General features: G+C 66.7%; 22 protein-coding genes. 11 read left to right on the forward strand and 11 right to left on the reverse strand.

Features of this window, described 5'->3' with window-relative positions; translation table 11 throughout:
- On the reverse strand, nt 1–623 hold a 623-nt coding region (locus Q0996_RS08980; RefSeq protein WP_299617860.1), incomplete at its 3' end, for a (2Fe-2S)-binding protein.
- Nucleotides 620–1,474, reverse strand: a complete 855-nt coding sequence (locus tag Q0996_RS08985; protein ID WP_299617862.1) for a xanthine dehydrogenase family protein subunit M — start codon at nt 1,472–1,474, stop codon at nt 620–622. The genes Q0996_RS08985 and Q0996_RS08980, both read right to left, overlap by 4 nt.
- Before the next feature lie 360 nt (nt 1,475–1,834).
- Here Q0996_RS08985 and Q0996_RS08990 point away from each other — a divergent pair, with 360 nt between their 5' ends.
- A complete protein-coding gene (locus tag Q0996_RS08990; protein ID WP_299617865.1) occupies nt 1,835–5,260 on the forward strand; it encodes an acyl-[ACP]--phospholipid O-acyltransferase in 3,426 nt (1,141 codons plus the stop codon).
- Here Q0996_RS08990 and Q0996_RS08995 read toward each other — a convergent pair.
- Nucleotides 5,257–5,934 (reverse strand): IclR family transcriptional regulator, encoded by a 678-nt coding sequence (locus Q0996_RS08995; RefSeq protein ID WP_299617868.1) that lies wholly within the window; start codon nt 5,932–5,934, stop codon nt 5,257–5,259. The genes Q0996_RS08990 and Q0996_RS08995 overlap by 4 nt on opposite strands.
- Before the next feature lie 127 nt (nt 5,935–6,061).
- Here Q0996_RS08995 and Q0996_RS09000 point away from each other — a divergent pair, with 127 nt between their 5' ends.
- The 3 genes from Q0996_RS09000 to Q0996_RS09010 all read left to right on the forward strand — a co-directional run bounded on the left by Q0996_RS09000 (nt 6,062) and on the right by Q0996_RS09010 (nt 9,881).
- A complete protein-coding gene (locus tag Q0996_RS09000) occupies nt 6,062–7,267 on the forward strand; it encodes a CaiB/BaiF CoA-transferase family protein (RefSeq protein ID WP_299617871.1) in 1,206 nt (401 codons plus the stop codon).
- The gene (locus Q0996_RS09005) at nt 7,264–8,100 is read left to right on the forward strand and encodes a citryl-CoA lyase (protein ID WP_299617873.1); all 837 of its coding nucleotides are present in this window, start codon (nt 7,264–7,266) and stop codon (nt 8,098–8,100) included. The genes Q0996_RS09000 and Q0996_RS09005 overlap by 4 nt, the downstream gene beginning before the upstream one ends.
- Before the next feature lie 404 nt (nt 8,101–8,504).
- Nucleotides 8,505–9,881, forward strand: a complete 1,377-nt coding sequence (locus tag Q0996_RS09010; RefSeq protein ID WP_299617876.1) for a DUF3179 domain-containing (seleno)protein — start codon at nt 8,505–8,507, stop codon at nt 9,879–9,881.
- Between the two features lie 39 nt (nt 9,882–9,920).
- Here the strand turns inward: Q0996_RS09010 and Q0996_RS09015 are convergent, their stop codons facing one another.
- Both Q0996_RS09015 and Q0996_RS09020 read right to left on the reverse strand, forming a co-directional pair.
- Nucleotides 9,921–10,532, reverse strand: a complete 612-nt coding sequence (locus tag Q0996_RS09015) for a CPBP family intramembrane glutamic endopeptidase (protein WP_299617878.1) — start codon at nt 10,530–10,532, stop codon at nt 9,921–9,923.
- 194 nt (nt 10,533–10,726) lie between these two features.
- Nucleotides 10,727–10,960, reverse strand: a complete 234-nt coding sequence (locus Q0996_RS09020; protein ID WP_299617881.1) for an N-acetylmuramoyl-L-alanine amidase — start codon at nt 10,958–10,960, stop codon at nt 10,727–10,729.
- A gap of 211 nt (nt 10,961–11,171) precedes the next feature.
- Between Q0996_RS09020 and Q0996_RS09025 the strand changes: the two genes are divergently transcribed.
- Entirely contained in the window at nt 11,172–12,344 is a 1,173-nt protein-coding gene (locus tag Q0996_RS09025; protein WP_299617883.1) for a hypothetical protein, read from the forward strand.
- Between the two features lie 174 nt (nt 12,345–12,518).
- Here the strand turns inward: Q0996_RS09025 and Q0996_RS09030 are convergent, their stop codons facing one another.
- The 4 genes from Q0996_RS09030 to Q0996_RS09045 form a co-directional block, all read right to left on the reverse strand.
- Nucleotides 12,519–13,043, reverse strand: a complete 525-nt coding sequence (locus Q0996_RS09030) for a peptidoglycan recognition family protein (protein ID WP_299617886.1) — start codon at nt 13,041–13,043, stop codon at nt 12,519–12,521.
- A 155-nt stretch (nt 13,044–13,198) separates the two neighbouring features.
- Entirely contained in the window at nt 13,199–13,588 is a 390-nt protein-coding gene (locus Q0996_RS09035) for a Fur family transcriptional regulator (RefSeq protein WP_299617889.1), read from the reverse strand.
- The gene (locus tag Q0996_RS09040; protein WP_299617892.1) at nt 13,585–14,403 is read right to left on the reverse strand and encodes a metal ABC transporter permease; all 819 of its coding nucleotides are present in this window, start codon (nt 14,401–14,403) and stop codon (nt 13,585–13,587) included. The genes Q0996_RS09035 and Q0996_RS09040 overlap by 4 nt, the downstream gene beginning before the upstream one ends.
- Nucleotides 14,393–15,262 (reverse strand): metal ABC transporter ATP-binding protein, encoded by an 870-nt coding sequence (locus Q0996_RS09045; RefSeq protein ID WP_322096670.1) that lies wholly within the window; start codon nt 15,260–15,262, stop codon nt 14,393–14,395. The genes Q0996_RS09040 and Q0996_RS09045 overlap by 11 nt, the downstream gene beginning before the upstream one ends.
- Before the next feature lie 110 nt (nt 15,263–15,372).
- On the opposite strand from Q0996_RS09045, the gene Q0996_RS09050 reads away from it, so the two are divergent.
- The gene (locus tag Q0996_RS09050; RefSeq protein ID WP_299617895.1) at nt 15,373–16,539 is read left to right on the forward strand and encodes a zinc ABC transporter substrate-binding protein; all 1,167 of its coding nucleotides are present in this window, start codon (nt 15,373–15,375) and stop codon (nt 16,537–16,539) included.
- Nucleotides 16,540–16,761: 222 nt separating this feature from the next.
- Here the strand turns inward: Q0996_RS09050 and Q0996_RS09055 are convergent, their stop codons facing one another.
- The gene (locus Q0996_RS09055; protein WP_299617898.1) at nt 16,762–17,874 is read right to left on the reverse strand and encodes an iron-containing alcohol dehydrogenase; all 1,113 of its coding nucleotides are present in this window, start codon (nt 17,872–17,874) and stop codon (nt 16,762–16,764) included.
- A gap of 40 nt (nt 17,875–17,914) precedes the next feature.
- Nucleotides 17,915–19,105, reverse strand: coding sequence for a PLP-dependent aspartate aminotransferase family protein (locus Q0996_RS09060; RefSeq protein ID WP_299617901.1), 1,191 nt, complete (start codon nt 19,103–19,105; stop codon nt 17,915–17,917).
- Between the two features lie 117 nt (nt 19,106–19,222).
- On the opposite strand from Q0996_RS09060, the gene pcaD reads away from it, so the two are divergent.
- From pcaD to pcaB, 5 genes are read left to right on the forward strand one after another with little or no spacing between them, the layout of a single operon-like run.
- On the forward strand, nt 19,223–20,098 hold the full coding sequence (gene pcaD, locus Q0996_RS09065) for a 3-oxoadipate enol-lactonase (protein ID WP_322096671.1): 876 nt from the start codon (nt 19,223–19,225) through the stop codon (nt 20,096–20,098).
- Nucleotides 20,095–20,796 carry a protocatechuate 3,4-dioxygenase subunit beta gene (pcaH, locus tag Q0996_RS09070; protein WP_299617904.1) on the forward strand — a complete coding sequence of 234 codons (702 nt, stop codon included), beginning with the start codon at nt 20,095–20,097 and terminating at the stop codon, nt 20,794–20,796. The genes pcaD and pcaH overlap by 4 nt, the downstream gene beginning before the upstream one ends.
- Complete coding sequence (pcaG, locus tag Q0996_RS09075; RefSeq protein WP_299617907.1) at nt 20,793–21,368, forward strand: protocatechuate 3,4-dioxygenase subunit alpha; 576 nt, start codon at nt 20,793–20,795, stop codon at nt 21,366–21,368. The genes pcaH and pcaG overlap by 4 nt, the downstream gene beginning before the upstream one ends.
- Nucleotides 21,361–22,194: a 3-keto-5-aminohexanoate cleavage protein gene (locus tag Q0996_RS09080; protein WP_299617910.1), complete on the forward strand. Its 834-nt coding sequence runs from the start codon at nt 21,361–21,363 to the stop codon at nt 22,192–22,194. Before pcaG ends, Q0996_RS09080 begins: the two co-directional genes overlap by 8 nt.
- A 22-nt stretch (nt 22,195–22,216) precedes the next feature.
- On the forward strand, nt 22,217–23,539 hold the full coding sequence (gene pcaB / locus Q0996_RS09085; RefSeq protein WP_299617913.1) for a 3-carboxy-cis,cis-muconate cycloisomerase: 1,323 nt from the start codon (nt 22,217–22,219) through the stop codon (nt 23,537–23,539).
- The last annotated feature ends 12 nt before the right edge of the window (nt 23,540–23,551 follow it).

The following is a 23,551-nucleotide window of genomic DNA, read 5'->3' on the forward strand; positions in this document are numbered from 1 at the left end:
GGCGAGCGGATCACGCGGAGCCAGAGCGCGCCCTCCGGCGCCGTGTCGGCGCCATAGAGTTCGCCGCCGCTGACCTTGGGCGCCCCGTCGGTCTTGACCATGCGCGCGCCTACCGCTTCGCCGATCTCCGGCGCCTCCATGGACCCGCCGTCGGCCACCGAACAGACCGCCTCGACGATCTTCTGGTAGCCGGTGCAGCGGCAGAGCACGCCGCCCAGGGCATCCTGCACCGCCGGCTGGTCGGGCCGGGGGTCGCGCTGCAAAAGGTCCGCCGCCGCCATCAGCATGCCCGGCGTGCAGATGCCGCACTGCGCGGCCCCATGGTCCAGAAAGGCCTGCTGCAGCGCCGCCATGCCCGGCAGGTCCGACAGCCCCTCCACCGTGGTGATCGCCTTGCCGGCGAGTTGTCCGCAGGACATCAGACAGGCGCAGAGCTGTTCGCCGTCCACCAGCACGGTGCAGGCGCCGCAGTCGCCGGCATTGCAGCCGACCTTGGTGCCGGTGAGGCCCAGGCTGTAGCGCAGGGCCGTGCTGAGCCGCTCGCGCGGATCGATCTCCAGGCTGACCGGCCGCCCGTTGAGGGTGAAGGCCAGCGTGGCCGGCGTCATCTCGCCGTCCCTCATCGCGCGCCTCCCGGCGCCGCGGCGAGCCGCTCCAGGCTGCGCCGGACGAGTTGCAGGGCCGCGTCCGTGCGGTACGCGGCGGTGCCGCGCACATCATCGATGGGCGACAGCGGCGCGAGATGCGAAGGCTCCACGCGCTCACCGAGATCCGAATCCAAAGCCGCACCGACCAGCGCCTCCTCCAGCGCCGGCAGCCGCCGCGCCTGGGCCGCGCAGGAGCCGACGGCAAAGCGCGCAACTGTGATGGTTCCGGACTCGTCTGTCTCAAGCAGCCCTGCCACCATGACGATGGAGATCACCAGATACTTGCGAGCGCCCAGCTTGACGAAGTCGCTGCGCACCGTGCCGGCGGGTTTCGGCAGGTAGAGCGCCGTCACCAGTTCGTCGGGCCGTCGGGCGGTCTGGCGGTTGCCGAGAATGAAGTCGTCGAGGGCCAGGCGCCGGCTGCCGTCCTGCGAGCGCAACTCGACCTCGGCATTCAGGGTCAGGAGAGGCGGCACGCCGTCGGCGGCGGGGGAGGCATTGCAGAGGTTGCCGCAGAGCGTGCCGGCGTTCTGAATCTGCACCCCGCCCACCTCCCGCGCCGCCAGCTTCAGCCCGTCGAACTGCGGCGGCAGGGACGCGCGGATAACGTCGGTCCAGGTGGTCAGGGCGCCGATGCGGTAGTGGTCTCCGAGATCGGCGATGCCGCGCAGGTCGCTGAGGGCGGTGATGTCCAGAACGCTGTCATCAACTGCCCGGCCGACCCGCGCCGGGTAGAAGTCGGTGCCGCCGGCCAGAATCGTATAGGCGCCGTCGGCAAGGGCGCCGACCGCCTCCTCCAACCGCTCAGGGCGAAGATAGCCCCCCACCGTCCGAACGCTCCCGATCTCTCTGTCCCATTCTTTTTCTTTAGTATGCAACATAAAATTTCACTGTCAAGGAAGCCTGAGTAACTCGCGAAAATCAAAGGTAGTTTCGCACAGCACATAATTACTACGTACACAAAATGAATGGCGCTTGTGCCTGCGCTGGAGCCCGCGTGACCGCGCCCGGCTCCACCGGCGCCAAGCTCTTCACCGGTCGAGCAGATTTATTATTGAACATCGTTCAATTAGTTCCCAGATAACTGAACGCCGTTCATTTGCGACCAGAGGGCCTCCACCTCGGAGGGAACGGGAGGGCAGCGGCTTTCTTGGCAAGGAACCGGACCCGCGAACAGGGGAGCAATCATGCCTTTGTCCATCCTCAGCAGCCGCCGCTTTCTGCCGCTGTTCGGCGTACAGGCCTTCGGCGCCTTCACTGACAACCTGTTGAAGAGCGCCTTTGCCTTCCTGGTCGCCTTTCAGGGCCTGTCGCTGTTCGGCACCGCGCCCGGCATCTCACTGATGATCGGAACCGCAGCCTATGTGGTGCCCCTCTTGCTGTTCTCCGGAACGGCAGGGGCCCTGGCCGATGCCTGCGACAAGGCGCAGATCGTGCGCATCACCCGGCTGATCGAGATTCCCCTGGCGGGACTCGCCGCCCTCGCCCTCTTCACGGAGCAGAGCTGGCTCATTCTGGCGGCGATGTTCGCCTACGCCACCCAGTCCGCGTTCTTCAGTCCCGCGAAGTACGCCATCCTGCCCCAGCACCTGCCGGAGGAGCGGCTGGTCAGGGCCAACGCCCTCGTCGAGACCTCGACCTTCGTGGCGATCCTCACCGGCACCCTCTGCGGCGGCTTCCTGGCGGCCCAGGGGCTCATCGAGGTGGTGGCCGGCGGTCTTCTGACGCTCGCCGTCGCCGGCTACGGCCTGTCGCGCCTCATCCCCCCGGCAGAGCCCGCAAAGGATGCGGCCGTCTACCGTTTCGCGCCGCTGCGCAACGCCCGCAAGGCGCTCGCCACCGTGCGGACCAAGGTGACGCTGTTTCGCTCCGCCGTCGGCATCTCCTGGTTCTGGGCGGTCGGGCTCATCGTCATCTCGATCTTTCCAGACGTCGCCAAGCGGGACCTCAACGTCTCCGCCCATGTCGCCAACACCCTGATCGGCAGCTTCGTCCTCGGCATCGCCGCGGGGACGGCGACGGTCACCAAGTTGCTGAAGGACAAGATCTCGGCACGCCACGTGCCCCTCGGCGCCCTCGGCATGGCGCTCTGCCTGATCGACCTGTCGTTTGCCGTCGACGCCTACGGACAGTCGACAGCGCAGGCAACAGAGGTCGGCGTGGCCGCCTTCTTCGGGTCCTGGGCCGGGCTGCGCATCGCTGGCGACATGGTGGGACTGGCCGCCTTCGGCGGGATGTTCACGGTGCCGCTCTATACCCTGCTGCAGGCCCGCGCGCGCCGGCGCAGCCGTTCCTCGGCCATCGCCGGCAACAACATCCTGAACGGCCTCGTCATGGTCGCGCTCCTGGGTGCCACGACAGTGTTGCTGGCCCTTGGCGTCAAGGTGCAGACCCTCCTGCTCTGCCTGGGGATCGCAAATCTCTGCGTCACCGTCTATGTCGTGCGGTTGATCCCCGGCGAGATCGCCAAGGCCGCCGGCGCGACCCTCCTGCGCTGGCTGTTCGGCGCCCGCATCTCCGGGCTGGAGCACTACGGCGACGGGCGCAGCCCCGCGGTCGTGGTGGCCAACCACAGCTCCTACCTCGATGCCATCCTGCTGGCCTGCCTGCTGCCCGGCAAACCGGCCTTCGCCATCAACGCTTTCGTCGCCAAGCGCTGGTGGGCGCGGCCCGCCTTCCTCTTCGCCGACCTGATCCCGGTCGATCCCGCCAGCCCCTTGAGCGTGCGCAGCATGGTGAAGCTGGTGAGGGAGCAGAAGCGCCGCCTGGTGATCTTCCCCGAAGGCCGCCTGACGGTGACCGGTGCGCTGATGAAAGTCTACGACGGTCCGGCGATGATCGCCGCCCGCGCCGGCGCACCGATCATCCCGCTGCGCATCGACGGCGCCCAGCACAGCCTGTTTTCGCGCCTCAAGGGCAAGGTCCGCCGCCGGCTGCTGCCGAGAATCGCCCTCACAGTGCTGCCGCCGCGCGTCATCGAGGTGCCCGAAGCGCTGCATGGCCGCGCCCGCCGGGCGCATGCCGGGGCCAGGCTGCACGACATCATGGCCGAAATGGTGTTCGAGACCAGCCCGCGGGAGACCACCCTTCTCCAGGGTCTCATCGACGCCTACCGGCTGCACGGCACCCGGCCGGTCCTCGAAGACATCGAGCGCAAGCCCCTGGGCTATCGCCGCATCCTGCTGGGGGCCTTTGCCCTCGGCGCGAAGCTCAAAGCGACCGCGCTCGGCGAGAAGCGCCTCGGCCTGCTGCTGCCCAATGCGGGCGCCGCCGTGATCAGCTTCTTCGCCTGCCACGCCGGCGGCAAGACGCCGGCCATGCTGAACTTCACCGCCGGTGCCGCCGGGGTCCGCGCCGCCCTCACCGCGGCCCAGATCCGCACCGTGGTCACCTCGCGGCGTTTCGTGCGCCTGGGCAAGCTGGAGGCTCTGGTGGAGGAGATCGGCAAGCGCGCGACGGTCGTCTACCTGGAGGACCTGCGGGAGGCCATCGGCGTCTTCGCCCGCCTGCGCGCCTTCGCCAAGACGCTCTTTCCCGGGCTCGCCCTGCGCCTTCAGGGACTGCACAAAGCGAACCCGCAGGACGAGGCCGCGGTGCTCTTCACCTCCGGGTCGGAAGGGCTGCCCAAGGGCGTGGTGCTCAGCCACGCCAACATCCAGGCCAACCGCTATCAGGTCTCGGCCCTGGTGGATTTCAGCTATGAAGACAAGGTGCTGAACGCCCTGCCGATGTTCCATTCCTTTGGCCTCACCGCCGGCACCCTGCTGCCTCTGCTGTCCGGTGTGAAGACCTTTCTCTATCCCTCACCGCTGCACTACCGCATCGTTCCGGAGGTAGCCTACGACAGCAACGCGACCATCCTCTTCGGCACCGACACCTTCTTGAGCGGCTATGCCCGCATGGCCCATGCCTACGACTTCTACAGCCTGCGCCTGGTCTTCGCCGGCGCGGAGCGCCTGCGCCCGGAAACCCGCAGCCTCTGGGCCGAGCGTTTCGGCGTCCGCATTCTGGAGGGTTACGGCGTCACCGAAACCGCACCGGTGCTGGCCATCAACACGCCCATGAAGAACCGCCCCGGCACCGTCGGCCGCCTGCTGCCGGGCATGGCTTCGCGCCTCGAACCGGTACCCGGCATCGCCGAAGGCGGGCGCCTGCACGTCCGCGGCCCCAACGTCATGCTGGGCTACCTGCGCCCGGAACGGCCGGACGTTCTCGAACCGCCGGAAAACGGTTGGCACGACACCGGCGACATCGTCTCGCTCTGCGAGGAGGGTTTCCTCACCATCGCCGGGCGCGCCAAGCGCTTCGCCAAGGTCGGCGGCGAGATGGTCTCCCTGGCGGCGGTGGAGGCCCTGGCGGGCGAGGTCTGGCCCGAGCTGCGCAGCGTCGCCCTCGCCACACCGCACCCACGCAAGGGCGAGCAGATCGTCCTGCTGGTCGAAGGGACGGACTGCGCCCCGGAGGACCTGACGGCCCGGGCCAAGGACAAGGGACTGCCGGAGATCATGCTGCCGCGGGAGATCCGCTGCGTCGAAGCCATCCCGATTCTGGGCAGCGGCAAGATCGACTATGCGGGCGCGCAAAGGCTGCTGGAGCCGGCCCTGGCGGCTTAGAGCAAACCGCTGCGCAAATCGCCAAGCGCATCGAACAACAGCTCGCGACAACTGTTCTGATGTGCCGGGGTGAAGCGTGCCGCCAGGCCGGAGAGGCAGAGCGCGCCCTGCAAGCGGTCCGCCGTGTCCCGCAGCGGCACGGCGACGGCGGCGAGATAGGGATCGCGCTCTCCCAAAGAGAGGGCATAGCCCTGCGCCCTGATGCTGCGCAGCGCCGGATCGTTTTCGCCCGCCCAGGCCAGCAGCACCTTGCCCGCCGCGCCCAGCGAAAGCGGCAGGCGCGCGCCTTCCTCCAGGTGGTGGCGCAGTTCCCGCGCCGCGTTCTCCCGGTAGAGACAGGTCCGGGTGAGGCCGCTGCGGACATAGAAGGACGCCGTCTCGCCGCTGGCATCGCGCAGGCGGCGCAGCACCGGGCGCAAGACCGCCTCCAGATCGCTCTCGTCGCGATAGAGAACGCCCAGACGGGCGAGGCTGGCGCCCAGGCGAAAGCGGCCATCACCGCCGCGGACCAGATAGCCGAAGCGCTCCAACGAAGCGGCGAGGCGCAGAATGGTGCTCTTGTAGTAGCCGCTGCGCGCCGCCAGCTCCGCCAGGCTCAGCGACGGCGCCCCGTCGCCGAAGGCCTCCAGAATGGTGAGCGCCCGCTCGACGGCCTCAACCCGCGTCTCCGCCACGGCGATTTCTCCATTACTGTTCTGTTTGACAGAACATAACTGCCCGACTCGTCAAATTCGATTGCGTTGAACAGAACTCTAGGCCTCCAGTGGCCGAAGCGCAAAACCAATTCGAAAGCATGCCGCGATGATCGCCTGCCTCGACGGAGTCCGGGTCCTGGACCTCACCAATGTCCTCGCCGGGCCTTTCTGCTGCCATCAACTGGCCCATATGGGCGCCGACGTCATCAAGGTGGAGGTGCCGGGCAGCGGCGATCTCGCCCGCCAACTGGGCGCCGATGCCGAACTCAACGCCAAGCACATGGGGGTTTCGTTTCTGGCGCAGAACGCCGGCAAACGCTCCCTCACCCTCAACCTGAAGAGTGCTAAGGGCAAGGCGATCTTCCGCCGTCTCGTCGCGACCGCCGATGTGGTGGTGGAGAACTTCCGCCCCGGGGTCATGGAACGGCTCGGGCTAGGCTTCGAGACCCTGACCAAGGATCGGCCGGACCTCATCTACTGCGCCATCTCCGGCTTCGGCCAGGAGGGCCCCTTGCGCAATCTGCCGGCCTACGACCAGATCATTCAGGGCATGTGCGGGGTGATGTCCATCACCGGCGATGCCGAAACAGCACCCTACCGGGTCGGCTATCCCATCGCCGATACCATCGGCGGCATGACCGCCGCCTTTGCGGTCGCCGCCGCCCTGGCGCGACGCGGCAAAGCCGCCAAAGAACCCTGCTTGATCGACGTCTCCATGCTGGAGGCGACCCTGGCGACCATGGGCTGGGTGGTCTCCAACCTCCTCATCGCCGGGCGCGCGCCCCAGCCCCTGGGCAACGAGAATTTCACCGCCAGCCCCTCCGGCGCCTTCCGCACCGGCGAGGGCCTCTTGAACATCGCCGCCAACAAGCAGGAGCAATTCGAGGCGGTCTGCCGGGTGCTCGGCCGCCCGGAGCTGGCAGCGGACCCGCGCTTTGCCGCGCGTCAGGACCGCCTCGCCCGACGCACCGAGCTGAAAGCCATCCTGGAGGAGGCCCTGGCGGCCCGCAGCGCCGCCGACTGGCAGGAAGACTTGAACGCCGCCGGCGTTCCGGCCGGGCGGGTGCTGACCGTGCCGGAGGCCCTCGACCACCCACAGGTGCGCGACCGCGGCATGATCGCCGCCTTCGAGGCGGTGCCCGGCGTGGAGCGCGACATCCGGCTGGTCCGCACCGGCATCAAGGTGAACGGCGCGCCCCCGGCAGTCGAGAGCCCGCCGCCGCAACTGGGCGAGCACAGCCGGGAGATCCTTGCCGAATTGGGGCTGAGCGACATGGAGATCGACGCGCTGGCGGAGGAGAAAGCACTATGACGACCGAGGACAGAGCGGCCGCCGAAGCGGACTGGTGGTCCACCGACATCATCGAGATGAGCCCCGGGGTGATCCGCTACCGCGGCTATCCCATCGAGGAGCTGATCGGCCGGGCCTCCTTCGCCCAGATGATCTGGCTGCTGCTGCGCGGGGAGCTGCCGAGCCGCGACCAGGCCGAGCTCTTGGACATTGCACTCATGGCTGCCGTCGACCACGGGCCCCAGGCCCCCTCCATCGCCATCGCGCGCATGGCCATGACCTGCGGGGTCGGCCTCAACAACGCCATGGCCTCGGCGGTGAACGTCCTGGGGGACGTCCACGGCGGGGCCGGCGAACAGGCCCTGGGGCTCTATCAGGCGATTGCCGCGGGCATGGATGGCGGAGAGACCCTGGAGACGGCCTGCAACGCGGAATTGGAGGGATTCTTCGCCACCGGCGGGCGCTTTCTGCCCGGCTTCGGACATCGCTTCCACCCCGTTGACCCTCGCGCGCCGCGGCTCCTGGAGATGGTCGACCGCTCCGCCGCGAAGGGCGCCGTCACAGGCCGTTTCGCGGCCATTGCCCGGGCTTTGGAAACCATGCTGGAAGCGCAGAAAGGCAAGCGCATCCCCCTCAACATCGACGGGGCGACGGCAGTCATCTACGGAGAGTTGGGATTTCCGGCGCCCCTGGCCCGGGGCCTTTTCTGCCTGTCACGCTCGGTGGGCATTCTCGCCCATGCCTGGGAGGAATCGCAGTCCGGCCTGCGTAACAAGGGGCCGCTTCCCCGGGAGCGCCTCTGGCGCTACGGCGGACCGGAAAAGCGGCCGGTCACTGGGTTGGATAACAGCTAGCTTTAGAGGTTTCTCTGTTCTGTCTGTGCCTTAGCGTCTTGGAAAGATCAGAGAACCGCGATCCCGACCATCAGCACGCCCCAAAAGGCGAGGCCCGCCAAAAAATGGTCCACTGAAATCTTGGTGGTCGATTCGTTCATTTGTCCCGACATGGCTCTCGTCCAATGCATGTCATGTTCCGTTGAGAGATATATAGGGACGGGGGGCGGAAAACGGTGTGCCTTTTGCCACAGAAATTGAAGTCTACCTCCAATTTCTCTTAAGCCCGAACCCGTAACCCGATTTATCTAAACCATTTCAAAGGATTACGGTCGATCAACATACTGTGTTGAAGCGTGAGTCGACCGAAAGGGGCAGAGACAGCAAGTCTCTGGATGTGACTTTTGCCCAGGAAAGATCCCGTCATGCCGTTGCGCCGCCGTTCTCTCGCCGCCCTCGTCCTCCTGTCCGGTCTCGCTCTTGCCGCCGCGCTCTTCGTCCGGCCAGGCAAGGCCGAGCCCGATGAAACCATGCTGCGCTACAGCCTGGAACTGCTCGCCGCCAATGCCGAGGTTCGTCTGGCCGCGCTTGAGGCGATCCGACAGAGCGGGCGCAAGGACGCCATCCCGGCCTTGATCCAGGCGCGCCGCTACCTCCAGGGCCTGCATGAGGTGGACGCGGTGCTGCGGGAGCTGACCGGGGACAGCGAGCGCGATTCCTGGCACGAGTGGATGCTCTGGCAGGAGGCCCACCCGGAGGTCGTGCCCTATGAGGGCTTCGACATCTTCAAATCCGCCGTCTTTCAGCGCATCGACCCCAACTTCGGCCTCTTCCTGCAGCCCGGCGTGACCCACGAGATCCGCCTGGAGGAAATCGTCTGGGGCGGCGTGGTCAAGGACGGCATTCCGGCGCTCACCAACCCGGCCCTGCTGGAGGCCTCGGAGGCCGATTACCTGACCGAGGACGAGCTGGTCTTCGGCGTCACCATCAACGGCGATGCCCGGGCCTATCCCCTGCGCATCATGGACTGGCACGAGATGTTCAACGACGTCATCGGCGGCGTGCCGGTCAGCCTCGCCTACTGCACCCTCTGCGGCTCCGGCATCCTCTTCGAGACCACGGTGGCGGGCCGCGACACGCCCTTCGTCTTCGGCTCCTCGGGCTTTCTCTACCGCTCCAACAAGCTGATGTACGACCAGGAAACCCACTCCCTGTGGAACCAGTTCACCGGGCGCCCGGTGGTGGGGCCGCTTACCGGCTCCGGCATCGAACTGAAGACCCGCCCGGTGGCCATCACCTCCTGGCAGGCCTGGCGGGAAGCCAACCCCGAGACCAAGGTGCTGTCGCTGGAGACCGGGCACCGGCGCGACTACAGCCCCGGCGCCCCCTACGGCAGCTACTTCGCCAGCCCCGAGCTGATGTTCCCGGCCCTGGTCCGGCAAGAGGCGCTGCAGGCCAAGGACTATGTCTTCGCCCTGCGCTCCAGCGGCACCGACAAAGCCTGGCCGCTCACCCGCTTCGACGGCGGCAAGGTGATCAACGACCAGGCGGGGATTCTCGACCTGGTGCTGGTGGGCGATGCCGCGACCCGCACCGTGCGCGCCTATCGCCGCGACGGCCGCACCTTCGAACGCGGCGCCAGCGTCGCTGAACTGAAGGCCGAAGACGGCACCTGGCAGGTCACCGAGGAAGCCCTGGTCGGCCCCGGCGGCGAACGCCTCGCCCGCCTGCCCGGCCACATCGCCTACTGGTTCGCCTGGGCCGGCTACCTCGGCGAGGACGGAGAGTTGGCAGAGCGGTAGGGCGAGGCAGTCCTGGGGACTGACCCAAGGGGGCATGGCTTAGTCGATGCCCGGGCCCCGATAGAACAGGTGACCGAGCCCCAGAACGAAGACAGCCGAACCAAACAAACTGTGCTCCAACCAGACGGCGGCCAGGGACCGGCTGTTGCGATAGGTGCGGTAGAACACGGTCCCGGCAAGGAAGCTGAGCAAGACCGACAACCACGACCCGTAAAGAATGTGTACCCAACCGAAGACCGCCCCGGAAACAACGGCGGCCGGCACGAAGGGAACATTTAGACTCTCCAGGCGCCAACTGGCGTAGCCCCGAAAAGCCACTTCCTGAGGGAGAACAGAGACAAGCGCGTAGCCGCAGACGATCGCGACTGTCAGCCCTGGAGCATGCTGCGGGAGGTAAAGGAGCTGGCTCGGGTAAAGCAAGGCGACGGCTGCGAAGACGGCAAGCCAGGCCAGGGCTGAGCGCAAGAGAATCCCGGGTAGTGCCGAGCGACAGCCGCGCCAGTTGAGCCGCAGATAGCCGTCTCGTGCCCCGGCCGTCGACAGTCGCCAGAAGCAATAAGCCGCCAAGAGAAGAAGCGCCGCAAACCGCAGGAACTGACTGGAGGTGTCGATCAGGAACAGCGGCGCCGCCACGACGATGCCAAGTTCCACTATCGGGTATCTGTACCGGAGTTCTTTTGTAGCGATCCGTCGGTCCCCCTGTTCCGAGTTGTCCTGCCGACCGAAAAGCGGCCCAACGGCCTGACGGTGAGCAGCGATCGGATTCCTCTGTGAGGAAGGTGAGTTGGCGAGGCGCGCGCCGTCAAGGCTGAAGGGTACCCTGGCCCTTCAAAGACTGATGCCAATCACGCTCTGCGCATGTCCTTGAAGAAGCTGTCCCGCGGGAAGTTCTTTCCGGGGCAAAGGGTGGCCTCGCCCGGCGTCTCCCCGTGCAGCGTCACCCGGTCGGCGGCGATGCGGAAGCGGCGCATGAGGTCGCGGCAGAGGGTGACGGTCGCGTCGTACTGAACGGCGGCGGCTTCATCCCAGCGCGGCCCGACAACCGATTTGAAGCCGTCAGCGGAACCGGGCGCAAACAAGCGGGTCGCCGGGTCAATGCAACCGCGTCGGTACCTCTAGCACTCCGCTTTGAGCGAGTTCATTGGTCGTTCGCATACCACTTATTTGTCTGATCCGTTGTTGTCCAAAATCCGCGGGCAATGCCAAGATTTCCTCTATCAGAACAATCTAAACTGACGGACCGAAGCGTCGATCGGATCACGGCCCAGGTGAACTTGGAGAGGGCACGTCGTGGTTGCGAACCAAATCACAGCCGAAAATGCGCAGACATTGGACCGCTTGCGAAAGGAAGCGAACGAAGTAAAGGACTGTTTCACGCGCTATTCATTTCAGACAATAGCAATTAGCACTGGGGCCCTTGGCCTGATATTCCGCTATGTGTTCGAAGAGCCGGCAATAAGCCTGGCCGGGGTGTTCGTCATCGCTCTGGCCACAATCGTCGCGCGCATCGGGATCTACAAATACGGAACTGCGAACCGGATATTCGGCTACGAGCTTCACCTATATAGAACAAGATACATCGCAGATTCAGAAGGAAATGGATGGCAGAGGCACATGACGAACTTGGGGTGGGAGGAGAGCCTCAAGGCTTGGCGGGTGGTCCAAGCGACCGTCTTCGAGCATTTGTACGAAGAAGCGCCATTTGCTGACACGTTCATTGACGGATTCAATCGCCGAGTCCCAGAAGGATTTCGGCTAGAGAAGGATGGTCGGCTGTATCGGCTACTTACCCTCTTTTATGATCGAAAGCACAAGGACAAGGACAAGGACAAGGACAAGGACAAGGACAAGGACAAGGACAAGGACAAGGACAAGGACAAGGACAAGGACAAGGACAAGGACAAGGACAAAAATAGCAACAAGAGTCAGTGGAGCAAGAGTAATTGGGGCGTTATTCAGTTGAGGAAAAAGAAGAAATTGGAAGACAGGTATACCTGGTTCATGGTGCATGATTTACTCAAAAACCATGATGCGGCATATCATTCTGGTAACTACCTAAAGACGATCATCGGATTCCTTTTCTTCCTCGCAGGCTTATCGGTCTTTCTGATGTTTTTGTCAGCTTTTCAGTACGCGTTTATCGAAAAACACAAAGATATAGTCAGCGCAATTTTGTTTTCTGCATTCGCCGTTTCCATGTCGTTGGTCGTCATTAGCCGAAGCACGAGAGCGTCATCGAGACGCATGCTCTTGCAGGACGGACTGCTGTCCATCCATTCCTGCGCCATCATGTGGCAGGCGGTAGCGGTCGCGCACTATCGGGCCCTAGACACCTTGGCGTCTCAAAATGTGCCCCCGCCTCACAATGTGCCCCCAATGAAGGGATATATAGAGGAACTGGGAAATCAGGCCAGGTCCTTGGTCGACGGAGGCGTTGAGAACATTCACGCCTGGATGCGTTGAGAGCTGCAGCCTCCTGAGGACCCATAGAAAGGGGCGCCATCGTCTACCTCCGCCCTTCCGCGCCAGTCGATCGTAGAGCCCTGGCCGGCCAATTTTCCTTATCTTGGCGAACCAGTCGTGCGCTCTAAGTCGCGGGTGACGGTCGTCTGACTTCCATCACCGACTGAGCACAAATCACGCCTGGCGAATGTCCTCAAAGAATCTGTCCCGTGGGAAGTTCTTTCCGGGGCAGAGGGTGGCCTCCCCCGGCGTCTCGCCGTGCAGCGTTACCCTGTCGGACGCGATGTTGAAGCGGCGCATGAGGTCGCGGCAGAGGGCGACGGTCGCGTCGTACTGAACGGCGCCGGGTCTTGCGTTTTGGAAGTTGCCGATCAGGCAGATGCCGATGCTGCGGAAGTTGCGGTCGCGGTTCCGGGCCGAGACATGGGCCCCCCAGATCTGCAGCCGCCAGCGCTCGCTGGGCACCACCGCGCCCGCGGCGATGCCCTTGCCGTTGCCGACGAGGAAGTGATAGGGCACCTCGTCCACCGGATCCCGCGCCTGGCGCCGGCGGTGCACCCGCCGCAGCAGATCCAGATCGCCGGACGCGCCGGCGCTGTGGTGGATGGTGAGATAGTCCCACCTATTGAACCAGTAGACCGGAAGGCCGATGACAGCGGCGCTGAACAGCGTCCCTTGCACGAAGTGGCGGCGCTTCATAGTGCGAGTCCCTGATCACAGGATCACCAAAGGGCCCGACCCGTACGGCAACCAACCGCCCAGGCCTCCCTCAAGATCAGGCTACGACCGCATTGTGGCGGAGTCTGGGCGCAGAACTCCGAATTCAGCGACCCACAGATATCCCGGGCGTTGCCCTACCGCTCCGCGCAGGTGGCGCAGCGGCCGTGGAGTTCGACGGTCATGCGCCGGGTTTCGAAGCCCTTGGCGCCGGCGAGGGACTTGAGGCCTTCCTCGCTGGCGGGGAAGGCGAACTCGGTCACCTCGCCGCAATTGTCGCAGATGGCGAAGCCGGCAGCGGCATGGGGATCGTGGCCGCAGCAGGCAACGAAGGCGTTGAGGCTTTCGATGCGGTGCACCAAGCCCTGCTGGCCCAGGGCCTCCAGCGCCCGGTAGACCTGCACCGGTGCCCTGAGGCCCTCATCGCGCAGGCGGTCCAACAGATCGTAGGCGGTGAGTGCGGCGCTGCTGTCGGCGAGGCGGTCCAGCACCAGTTGCTGGTTGCGGGTCAGCTTGCGCGCAGTCATAGGCTTCGCTCCAGCACCCGCTCGCCCCGCCGAAAGACCAGAGACAGAAGAGAGATTGCGAAGAGCAGCAAGGCCGCCACCACCACCGATGGGCCGGAGGGCGTGTCGAACTGCAGGGAGCCGAAGAGCCCGAGGGCGACGGCCAAGGCACCGAGGCCGGAGGCCATCAACGCCATGACTTCCGGCCCGCGGGCGAAGCGTCGCGCCGTTGCGGCGGGGATGATCAGCAGGGAAGTGATGAGCAGGATGCCGACGATCTTCATGGCGATGGCGATGACCGCGGCCATGAGGATCATGAAGACGAGGCGCGCCCGCTCCGGGTTCAGCGCCTCGGCGGCGGCCAGTTCGGCGCTGACCGTGCCGGCGAGGAGCGGTCGCCAGATCGCCGCCAGCAGACCCAGCACCACGAGACCGCCGCCGTAGATCAGCGCGATGTCGGTGACAGAGACCGCCAGCAGATCGCCGAAGAGATAGCTCAGCAGGTCGATCCTCAGCCAGGCCATGAAGGAGACCAGGACCAGCCCCAGCGCCAGGGTCGAGTGGGCGAGGATGCCCAGCAACGCATCGGTGGGTAGCTGGGCTTGGCGCTGCAACAGGACCAGGGCCAGGGCGACCGCCGTGGCGATGGCGAAGACGCCGAGGATGACGTTGACTTCCAGCAGCAGGGCCAGGGCCACGCCCAGCAGGGCCGAGTGGGCCATGGTGTCGCCGAAGTAGGCCATGCGCCGCCAGACGATGAAACAGCCGAGCGGTCCCGCCACAAGGGCGACGCCGATCCCGCCGATCAATGCGCGCGTGAAAAAGTCATCCAGCATCGCGGTCACTCCGCGGCATGGAAGTTGCCTGGTCTGGTTCGTGATCGTGGTCACAGTCCTGCGCCACGACGCGGCCGTCGGTGAGATGCACATGGTCGTGGTCGTGGCGATAGATCGCCAGGGCCGCGGCCGCGCGCGCGCCGAAGAGGGCGCGGTATTCGGGGCTGGCGGCGACCGCCTTGGGTGTGCCGGAACAGCAGACATGGCCGTTCAGGCAGACCACGCGGTCGGTCTGGCGCATGACGATGTGGAGGTCGTGGGAGATCATCAGGATGGCGCAGCCCAGGCGCTCGCGGATGTCGTGAATCAACTCGTAGAGAGCGATCTCGCCGGCGAAGTCGACGCCGCGCACCGGCTCGTCCAGCACCAGCAGTTGCGGCCGGCGTACCAATGCCCGGGCAAGGAGCGCGCGCTGGAACTCGCCGCCGGAAAGCTGCTGCACCGGCCGCTCGGCCAGATCGGCGATCCCCACATCGTCGAGCGCTCTTTCGATCTCGGCCGGGTCATGGCGGCCGGTGAGGGTCATCAGCCGGCGCACCGTCAGCGGCATGGTGCGGTCGATGGCTAGGCTCTGGGGCACATAGCCGATGCGCAGATCAGCGCGGCTTTGCAGGCGGCCCTCGGCGGTCTCGATAATGCCCAGCAAGGCCTTCACGGTGGTGCTCTTGCCACTGCCGTTGGGACCGATCAGGGTGACGATTTCGCCGGGGCCGATGCTGAGGTCGACGCCGCGCACCAGCCAGCGCGCACCCTGACGCACCCCGATGCCCTGCGCTTCGATGAGGGGCGCGTCGCCCCCCGCCGAGTTCCCCTCCGGGTCAACGATCTGCGGTGCTGTCGCCATGCCGTCCTCGGCCATACCTCCTAGAAAAGACTCCCCTTGCGCCAAAATTCACGAACGTTATATCATTACGTCCTTAATTCTCAAACAATAAGGCCCACGCGGCCCGACAGGTAGGACCCATCGCCATGACGCGGAAGACCGCCCTTTCCCTCGCCTTCGCCGCCACTCTGCTGACGCCCGGGCTTGCCGCAGAGGCCGCCGAGGTCCCGACCGTCGTCACCAGCATCAAGCCCGTGCATTCGCTGGTCGCCAGTCTCATGAAGGGCGCCGGCGCGCCGCATCTGATCGTCAAGGGCGGCGGCTCGCCCCACAGCTACAGCCTGAAGCCGTCCGACGCCGCGGCCCTGCAGAGAGCCAAAGTGGTGTTCTGGGTCGGTGAGGAGTTGGAGGTCTTCCTGGAGGAGACCATCGAAACCATCGCCAGCGATGCCAGGGTCGTCGCGCTGGCGGACGCGGAGGGAGTCAGTCTTCTGCCCTTCCGCGAGGGCGGACCCTGGGCCGAGCATGAAGATCACGGCGAGCATGCCCACGAGGAGCATGCAGAGCACGAGCATCATGAGCACGCCGAACACGCGCATGAGAAGCATGAAGAGCACGCCCATGAAGAGCACGCCGAACATGCGCACGAGAAGCATGAGGAGCACGCTCACGACGAGCACGCCGAACATGCGCACGAGAAGCATGAAGAGCACGCTCACGACGAGCATGGCCATGAAGGGCATGCGCACGAAGAACACGCCGAGCATGGCCACGACGAGCACGCACACGGCGAGTTCGATATGCACATCTGGCTGGATCCGGAGAACGCCAAGATCATGGCCGCCGCAGCCGCAAAGGCTCTGATCGAGGCCGACCCCGCCAACGGCGATCTCTACCGTGCCAACAAGGCAGCCCTGGACCAGCGCCTTGAGGCCTTGGGCGCGGAGATCACCGCCGAGCTGGCCACGGTGAAAGACGCACCCTTTGTCGTCTTTCACGACGCCTATCAATACATGGAGCAGCGCTTCGACCTGAACACCGTCGGCTCCATCACCGTGAGTCCGGAGCGCCAGCCGGGCGCCGCACGGCTTCGCGAAATCCACGAGAAGATCGGTGAACTGAACGCGCGCTGCGTTTTCGCCGAACCGCAGTTCGAGCCGCGCCTGGTCCGCACCGTGGTCGAAGGCACGGCGGCCAAAACCGGCATCTTGGACCCCCTGGGCGCCGATCTGAAAGACGGTCCTGACCTCTACTTCGAATTGATGCGGCGCAACGCCGAAAGCTTGCGCGACTGCCTCGGCGAGAGCAGCTAACTCGATTTTCCTCCCTCCTTGCGGGGGAGGAAGAGAAATCTTGCGCTTGGCCGCGTGTCAGCGCGGCAAAGCGTTAGATTTCTCAGGAGGGGGGTGCGGTTGGTTCCCCCCCTCTTGCACAATCAAGGCGTTGGCCCCGAGGGGACCAACACCATGATTCTGCTTTCTCCCCCGCGAGGGGGGAGAAGACGGTAAACGGACGACACCCGGTATCGTCTTTCCCTAAAACGACTCTTCCAAGATCGCTTCGTAATCCGCCTGGCTGGCTTCGCGCGGGTTGGTGGCGTGGCAGTGATCGCCGAGCGCCGCCTGTGCAATGCCCGGCAAGAGGTCACGCGTGACGCCCATGGCCGAGAGACCCTCGGGAATGCCGATGTCGGTGTTCAAGGTGGCGATCTGGCGGTCCGGCGGACCGCCGAGGATCGCCTCCAGGCGCTTCCACTTATCGCCGATGGCCGGCCGGTTGAAGCGCAGCACCGCCGGTAGCAGGACGGCATTCAGGGTGCCGTGATGCAGTCTCAGGCCCGGCAGCGCGCCCAGGGGATGGGAGAGCGAGTGGACCGCGCCCAGACCCTTCTGGAAGGAAAGCGCACCCTCGGTGGAGGCCATCATCATGTCCCAGCGCGCGCTACGGTCGCCGCCGTCGCGCACGGCGGTGCGCAGTGCCCCGTAGCCGCGGGTCAGTCCCTCCAGCGCGATGGCATCGGCCGGCGGATTGACCGCCGCCGACATGAAGCTCTCCAGGCAGTGGGCCAAAGCGTCCATGCCGGTGGCCGCGGTCAGCTGGGGCGGCAGGCCGAGAGTCAATTCGGGGTCGCAGACCGCCAGACTGGGCAGCATCACCGGGGAGAGGATCCCGACCTTGCGGCCGTCCTCCAGGATGATGACGGCGCCACGGCCGACCTCCGAGCCGGTCCCCGCCGTGGTGGGTACGGCGATCATCGGCGGCAGCGGCCCCTTGATGCGGGCGACACCGCCTTCGACCGCGGCATACCGCGCGAGCGGCGGTTCGTGGACCGCCAGCAGGCGCACGCCCTTGCCCAGGTCCATGGACGATCCGCCACCGACTGCCAGCACGCCGTCGCAGCCCTCGGCGCGATAGAGTGCCAGCGCCGCCATGACCGCTGCTTCCGTCGGATTGGGCGGGGTCGCATCGAAAATCGGCGGGGCCTCCGCGAAGCGCTGGGCGATCGCGTCGATCAGGCCGAGTTTCGTCAAGCCCGGATCGGTCACCAGCAGCGGGCGGCGGATGCCCAGTTCCTGGCAGTAGGCCGGCAGCCTGGCGGCGAGCCCGAAGTCGAACTCGATCCGCGTCAGATAGGTGATGGTCGCCATGGTTCTATCCCTCGATGTCGCTCCTCGCCGGACCTTTCCGTCAGGTTCCGTCCTGCCGTGCGGCGGCCACAGCGGCGCTGAACTCGCGCTTCAGAAGCGCGATGTCCTCGACACCCACGGAGACCCTTATGAAGCCTTCGCTGATCCCCAGCGCCGCCCGCTCGTCGACTGTAAGGGCGCGGTGGGAGGAACTCGGCGGATGGCTGATGGTGGTTCCCACGTCGCCCAGGGTCGGGGCGAAGGCGATGTTGCGCGCGGCCTTCAGGAAGGCGTTCACGCCGCTGCGCCTGGCATCCAGTTCGAAGCTGACCATATGGCTGTAGTTGCCCTGCAGCAGGTCGCGCGCCAACGCCGCGTCGGGGTGGTCGTCCTCGCCGGGGTAGAGCACCTGCAAGACACCGGGAAGCCCGCGCAAATGATCGGCCAGGGCCTTGGCGTTCTCCTGGGAACGGTCGTAGCGCAGCTCGAAGGTGTTGAGGCCGCGTTCGGCGAGCCAGCAGTCGAAGGGGCTGGCGTTGAGGCCCCAGGTGGTGACGGCATCGTAGAGCGCTTCATTGTGGGCCGCCTCCTGGGCGCCCACGTAGCCCAGGGTCACGTCGCTGTGGCCGGCCAGCAGCTTGGTGACCGAGTGCAGCACGATATCGGCGCCCTGGTCGAAGGGGCGGAAGGCCCGCGGGGTGGCGAAGGTGTTGTCGACCACGAAGATCAGACCGCGCTCCTTCGCCAGACGCGTCAGACCCTTGATATCGGCGACCCGCAGGGTCGGGTTGGCCACGACTTCCACCAGCAACAGCTTGGTCTCCGGGCGCAGCGCCGCCGCCACCGCCGCGGCGTCGGAGGCATCCACCAGGCTCGCCTCGAACCCCAGGCGCGGCAGGTCCTGCGTGAGCAGGCGCAGGCAGCGGCCATAGAGCTGGTTGCCGGCAACGATGTGGTCGCCCTTCTCCAGCAGGGCCAGGAACACTGCCGAGATTGCCGACATGCCGGAGGAGGTCATGACGCCGCCGGCCGCCCCCTCCATCCAGGAGATCTTGTCCGCCAGCAGCGCCGCGTTGGGATGCCCCTCCCGCGCGTAGCTGTAGCCCGGCGCGCGGCCTTCGTAGACGGCGTCCAGCCGGTCGGCATCCTCCGCGCAGTAGACGGTGGAGGGCATCAGCGGGGTGACCAGCGGGCGGGTCTCGGAGAGGGGCAGTGTGGCGCGCCGCACCACGGAGCGGTCTTCAGGTTTCATGCATCGCACTCTTCGTCGTCGTCCATCTCTCAGACGCCACTAGGCCCCAGCGCCCCAGATGGGTCAAGGCCGGGGCCCTTGCCCTATTCCGGCCTCGCCATTTCAACGATGCGCGAGATGTGGAATAAAGACGGGACCAAGGAAACCAGCCGGCAAACGGCAGAGGAGCGCGGGGGAACGGCAATGCACTTCATGGCGGTCAACGGGGTCACCCTGCATGTCAGCGACAGCGGGCCTTCGGACAAGCCGGTTCTGGTTTTCTCCAACTCCCTGGGCACGGACTTCCGCATCTGGGATGAGGTCGCCGAGCGCCTGCAGGGGCACTTTCGCCTCGTCTGCTACGACAAGCGCGGCCACGGGCTTTCCGATCTCGGCACACCCCCTTACGTCATGGACGACCACGTCGGCGATCTGGCGGCGCTCCTGGATGCCCTGGCCATCGAGCGGGCGGTCATCTGCGGCCTCTCCGTCGGCGGGCTCATCGCCCAGGGGCTCTATGCCAGCCGGCCGGATCTGGTGCGCGGCCTGGTGCTCTGCGACACCGCCCACAAGATCGGCAACGACGACCTGTGGAACGACCGCATCGCCGCCGTCGAAGCACAGGGGATCGCCGCCATCGCCGAGGGTATCCTGGAACGCTGGTTCACCCTGGCCCTGCGCAGCGGCGACCCCGTCGCCCTCGCCGGCTGGCGCAACATGCTGACCCGCACGCCCGCCGCCGGCTATGCCGGCACCTCCGCGGCAATCCGCGACACGGACTTCACCGCCGCGGCGGCAGCAATCACCGTGCCCACCCTCTGCCTCGTGGGGGAAGAGGACGGTGCCACACCGCCGGCGCTGGTCCAGGAACTGGCCGCCCTCATTCCAGGCGCCCGCTGCGAGGTGATCGCCGGGGCTGGCCACCTGCCCTGCATCGAACAGCCCGGGGTGGTCGCCGAGCTGATCCTGGATTTCACCCGGGGGGCTGGTCTTGCCGGGGGGAACGCCCTGTGAGGTTCAGGCGGCGGGACTGGCACAGCCATCCACCGCTGATCTACGCGGATTACAAGTCGACGGCGCTGCGCGGCCCGACCAGGCCGCTGGTGCCGCTGCCCCAATCCCTCTCCGAGACCAACGGACCCGTCTTCGGTGCCGAGGCGCTGGGGCCGGAGGATGCCGATCTGACCAAGAACGGTCGCAAGGACGGCGAACCGCTGGGTGAGCGGATCATCGTCACCGGCCGCGTGCTGGACGAGGACGAACGCCCGCAGAGAGACCTGCTGATCGAGATCTGGCAGGCCAACGCCGCCGGCCGCTACGTCCACAAGGCCGATCAGCACGACGCCCCCCTCGACCCGAACTTCTTCGGCGGCGGGCGCTGTGTGACCGATGCGCAAGGCCGCTACCGTTTCACCACCATCAAGCCCGGCGCCTATCCCTGGGGCAACCACGACAACGCCTGGCGCCCGCCCCACATCCATCTCTCGCTCTTCGGACCGTCGCTGGCGACGCGGCTGGTGACCCAGATGTACTTTCCCGGCGATCCGCTGCTGGCCCTCGACCCGATCTTCCAGGCGACGCCGGAGGGCGCGCGCGGGCGCCTGGTCTCCGCCTTCGACCTTGACACCACCGAGGCGGGCTTCGCCCTCGGCTACCGCTTCGACATCGTGCTGCGCGGACGCCTGGAGACGCCGATGGACTCCAGCCGATGACCCGCGGCCAGACACCCTCCCAGACCGTCGGGCCGTTTTTCGCCTACGGGCTGACGCCGGAGCAATACGGCTACGCCTTCCGCAGCCTGGCGGGTGCGGACCTGCGCGACCCGGCCGTCACGGGCCGGGAAATCGTCATCGAAGGACAGGTGCTCGACGGGGCCGGCGCGCCCATCCCCGATGCCATGATCGAGATCTGGCAGGCCGACCCCGAGGGCCGCTACGCGGCGCCGCGAGATCGCGGCAACCGCGGCTTCACCGGCTTCGGGCGCTGCGGCACCGGCAGCGCCGAGGAAGGCCGCTTTTACTTCAAGACCTACAAGCCGGGCGCGGTCGACGACCGGCAGGCGCCCCACATCTCGTTGGTGGTGTTCATGCGCGGGCTGCTCAGCCATGTCTACACGCGGCTCTACTTCGCCGACGAGACGGAGGCCAACGCCCGCGATCCGCTGCTGACCTCGCTGGAGCCGGCGCGGCGGGAGACCCTGATCGCGGAACCGTCGGGACCGTCCGCCTATCGCTTCGACATTCACATGCAAGGGGAGCGGGAGACTGTGTTTTTCGATGTCTAGTCCCTGCATCATCACCGTCGCCATCACCGGCTCGGTGCCGCGCAAGGAGGACAATCCGGCGGTGCCGATCACCGTGGCGGAGCAGGTGGAGTCGACCCAGGAAGCCTTCGAGGCCGGCGCCACCATCGTCCACGTCCATGTCCGCGACGAAGCGCAGAAGCCCTCCTCCGACCCCGAGCGCTTCGCCGCCTTCCAGGAGGGCGTGCACCGGCACTGCCCGGGCATGATCGTGCAATTCTCCACCGGCGGGCGCGGGCGGGCGCCGGAAGAACGGGGCGCCATGTTGCATCACAAGCCGGACATGGCTTCGCTGGCCACCGGCTCGGTGAACTTCCCGAACATGATCTACGAAAACCCGCCGGAGCTGATCGACAGCCTCGCCGCCGCCATGCAGCGCTATGGCGTGAAGCCGGAGGTGGAGGTCTTCGACCTGGCCATGCTCTATGCCGCCGCGGCCATGGCGGAGAGCGGAAGCCTGAAGAGCCCCTTGCACGTACAGTTCGTCTGCGGCCTGAAGAACGCCCTGCCGCCGCGCCGCGAGATCCTGGAATTTGAGGTGGCGCAACTGCAGGCCCTGCTGCCGGACGCCACCTGGACCGCCGCCGGCATCGGCCGCAGCCAGCTGGAGATCAATCACTGGGCGCTGGAGATGGGCGGGCACTGCCGCACTGGCCTGGAGGACAACATCCGCTTCGACAAAGAACGCCTCGCCAAAAGCAACGCCGAACTGGTGGCCCGCGTCGCCGCGCTCTGCGCCGGCTACGGACGCCACCCCGCCAGCGTCGCCGAGGCCCGGGAGATCCTGAAGCTCCCGGCCGCCGTCTGAGGCTGCACCCGCGGACCCGAGCATGAGCGCGACCCCCTTCGACAGCCGGCTCTACGGCGCGCTTCTGTCCGACGCGGAGATTGCCTCCCTGCTGGACGACGCCGCGCAACTGCGCGCCATGCTGGAGGTGGAAGCCGCTCTGGCGGAGGCGGAGGGCGCCTGCGGCGTGATCCCGCAACCCGCCGCCCGGACCATCGCCCAGGTGGCACAGGCGTTGACCGTCGATCCGGACGACCTGGCCGAGGCCACGGCCCGGGACGGCATCCCGGTGTCGGGGCTTGTGGCGGCCCTGCGCCGGGCCGTGGGCGGGGAGGCCGCCAGCTTCGTCCACTGGGGCGCCACCACCCAGGATGTCATGGACACGGGGCTGGTGCTGCGCCTGCGCGCCATCCTGGACATTCTCGACGGGCGCCTGGACCGGCTCTGCGGCCGGCTCGCCGAGCGGGCCGGGGCGGAGCGCGACACGGTGATGGCGGCGCGCACCCGCGGCCAGCAGGCAACCCCCACCACCCTGGGCCTGAAGATGGCCGGCTGGCGGGCGCCCCTGCAGCGGCACCGGCAACGCCTCAAGGACTTACGGCCGCGTCTGGAGCGGCTCTCCTTCGGCGGCGCCTCCGGCACCCTGGCCGCGCTCGGCGACAAGGCGCTGGCCGTCGAGGCGGCGCTGGCCGCGCGGCTGGACCTGGCGGTTCCGCCGCTGCCCTGGCACAGCCAGCGCGACGGTCTTGCCGAGCTGGCCGGCTGGCTGGCGCTGGTGACCGGCAGTCTGGGCAAGATCGCCGGCGATGTGCGGCTGCTGAGCCACAACGAGATCGGCGAGTTGCGGGAGGGCAGCGGCGGCGGCTCCTCCACCATGCCGCAGAAAGCGAACCCGGTGCGCTCCGAGGCGGTGCTGGCGCTGGCCCGCCTCAACGCCGGCCTCGCCGGACAGATGCACCTCACCGTCCTGCACGATCAGGAGCGCGACGGCGCGGCCTGGCAGCAGGAATGGCTGCTGCTGCCGCAGATGCTGCTGGCCTGCGGCGCGGCGCTGACCCACACGAACGCCGTGATCGAAGACCTGCAGGTGGACGCCGCGCGCATGCGCGCCAACCTGGAGGCCGCCAACGGCCTGGTCCTCGCCGAGGCCGCCAGCTTCGCGCTTTCCCGCCACATGCCCCGCGAAGAGGCCCAGGCCCTGGTGAAACAGGCCTGCAAAGAGGTCGCGGCCGGCGGGCGCCATCTCATGGACGTCCTCGCGGAAGCCAGCGACGCCCCGGTCGATTGGAGCGCGCTGAAAGATCCGGCAAACTACACGGGGATGTCTGCAGAGCTCATCGAGCGGGCGCTGAAAGACGAGGATTGAAAGCGCCGGCCA

The sequence above is a fragment of the Pelagibius sp. genome (assembly GCF_028289705.1).
In the GTDB taxonomy this organism is placed as follows: Bacteria; Pseudomonadota; Alphaproteobacteria; order Kiloniellales; family Kiloniellaceae; genus Pelagibius.